The sequence below is a fragment of the Amnibacterium sp. genome, from assembly GCF_036559085.1.
Classification (GTDB): Bacteria; Actinomycetota; Actinomycetes; order Actinomycetales; family Microbacteriaceae; genus Amnibacterium.
The window spans coordinates 1-2,291 of sequence record NZ_DATBTU010000054.1 but is presented as its reverse complement, the minus strand read 5'-3'; the positions used below and the strand labels follow the sequence as shown (position 1 = coordinate 2,291).

At 71.4% G+C, this 2,291-nt stretch carries 2 protein-coding genes and 1 pseudogene; all 3 read left to right on the top strand.

Features of this window, described 5'->3' with window-relative positions:
• Positions 1-115 precede the first annotated feature (115 nt).
• Positions 116-820, top strand: coding sequence for a biotin transporter BioY (locus VIG76_RS09570; RefSeq protein ID WP_331953543.1), 705 nt, complete (start codon positions 116-118; stop codon positions 818-820).
• Between the two features lie 149 nt (positions 821-969).
• Positions 970-2,016 (top strand): ANL family adenylate-forming protein, encoded by a 1,047-nt coding sequence (locus VIG76_RS09565; RefSeq protein ID WP_331953541.1) that lies wholly within the window; start codon positions 970-972, stop codon positions 2,014-2,016.
• Positions 2,006-2,291: pseudogene (locus VIG76_RS09560) on the top strand (hypothetical protein); the annotation flags it as partial. The gene VIG76_RS09565 and the pseudogene VIG76_RS09560, both read left to right, overlap by 11 nt.

Here is a 2,291-nt window from a genome sequence, read left to right as displayed (position 1 = left end):
CACATATCTGGAGTTCGCGCTTTCCGATCCGGCCATGTCGCAAGTATAGTGAACGCAGTTCAGGTGAACAGTGTTCAGGTGAACGCCGTTCATGCCATCGACCGACAGGATCCCCATGCGTACCCGCCTCCGCCTCGACGCCACCGATATCGCCAGGATCGCGGTATTCGCCGCCATCGTCGCCGTCCTCGGCCTGCCCGGCGGGATCTCCGTCTTCGGCGGTGTTCCGATCACCGCCCAGACTTTGGGCGTGATGCTGGCCGGAGCCGTTCTCGGGCCGTGGCGCGGAGCGCTCTCGATGGTCGTCTTCCTCGCCCTCGTCGCCCTCGGCCTGCCGTTACTCTCGGGAGGCCGTGGCGGGATCGCCGCGTTTGCCGGGCCTTCGGCCGGCTACCTGATCGGCTGGATCTTCGGGGCGCTCGTCATCGGTGCGATCGTCCACGCCGGCGGCCGCAAGCCCTCTCTGGTGCGCACTTTCGTGGGCGTGCTGGTCGGTGGCGTCCTCGTGGTCTACGCCTTCGGGATCCCGGTCCAGGCTTTCGTGACCCGGCTTCCGATCACCGAGACCACAGTTCTGAGCACGGCCTTCCTGCCGGGCGATCTGATCAAGTCGGTCATCGCGACGGCGATCACCCTCACGCTGGTTCGGGCGTATCCGCGGGCGTTCCGGTTCGCGGGTCGCACGGCCGCCATCGAGACGGCACCCGCGCCGGCGGCACCCGCGCCGGCGGCACCCGCGCTGGCCGCTCCCGCGACGGCGGCAACCGACTCCGTCTCGGCCCCCGCCGGCGAGCGCGAGGCGGGGCCGCGCGTTCCGTGACCCTGCTGACGCATCCGGAGCTCGTCGCGGCGGTGGCGAACTCTCGAACACCGGTTCTCCCCGAGCGGGTCTGCCCGGTGCTCGACGGCGACCCGGTCGAGCGGATCGTCGCCGCCCTCGCAATCCGCGAGCGCGGCGGCATCCCGCTCGTGGGCGACGACCGCTGGAGTGCCGAGCACAGTGCGAACGTGCGCCGGGTCGCAGCCGAAGCGGGTCCGCAACCCGGGCAGGCGTGGGCGACCATGACATCGGGCAGCACCGGTGCGCCGCGCATCCTGCTGCGCGAGGCCGCCTCGTGGGCGGCCTCGTTCGCGGCGATCACCGGCCTGCTCGAGCTGACCCCTGAGGACTCCGTCTATCTTCCGGCGCCTGCCGCCTCCTCGCTCAGCCTCTTCTCGGTCGCGCACGCCTTCGCTGCCGGATTCTCCCTCGTCCTGCCGCGTGGACACACGGTGTCGGCCTCAGATCTTGCGGACGCGACCGTCTTCCATGGCACGCCGAGCGCTCTGCGCTCCATCGTCGAAGCAGGAGGCGGACCCCGCCTGCGCGCGGCACTCGTCGGCGGCGCCGACCTCGATCCGCGACTCCGTCGCCGGGCGGAGGACCTCGGGATCCGCGTCGTCTCTTACTACGGGGCCGCTGAGCTCTCGTTCGTGGCGGCGGATGCGGGCGACGGCCTGCGCGGCTTCCCCGGCGTCGAGGTTGCTCTGCGTGACGGCGAACTCTGGGTCTCTTCGCCATATTTGGCGTCCCACTCCCTGTCGCCCGGCGGACCCTTCCGGCGGGACGAGGCGGGCTGGGCCACGGTCGGCGACCGCGCGGAGTGGGTGGACGGCCGTCTTGAGCTGCGAGGCCGGGCGGACGACGCCATCCTCACCGCGGCTGCCACGGTCATTCCGGCCGAGGTGGAAGCGGCGCTGCGCGGAATCGCCGGGGTCGCCGACGCCGTTGTCTTCGGATATCCGGCTGAGGGAGTCGGAGCGCTCGTGTCGGCTGTCGTCGAGCCGGAGGCCGCGCATCCGCTGCCCTCATCGACCGAATTGCGGCGGCTCGCCGCTCTGACCCTCGCGCCCGCGCACATCCCGCGCCGCTGGTTCGAGGTCGCAGAACTGCCGCGCACCGTCACGGGCAAGCCGGCGCGCACGGAGATCGTGCGCCGCGTGCTCGCAGGGGAGGTTGATCACGTTGCCAAGTGAAGCCGTGATCGTGGCCGCCAGGCGCACCCCCATCGGCACACGCGGGCGGGGGCTCGCCACGCTCACCGTCGACCAGTTGGCGGCACCGGTGCTGAGGGCGAACCTCGAGGACGGGATGGCCGCGCTCGGCAAGGTCGCGCTCGGCGATGGCACCCTCGGGAACGCGGTGCTCGGCGATGGCACCCTCGGCGATGGCTCGCTCGGCGACGTCGTCCTCGGCGACGTCGTACTCGGCAATTGCATGGGACCGGGCGGCAACTCGGCTCGCGTCTCCG

Excerpts from the sequence above, each read along its gene's own strand:
- VIG76_RS09570 (WP_331953543.1), top strand. The coding sequence starts at position 116 with ATGCGTACCCGCCTCCGCCTCGACGCCACCGATATCGCCAGGATCGCG.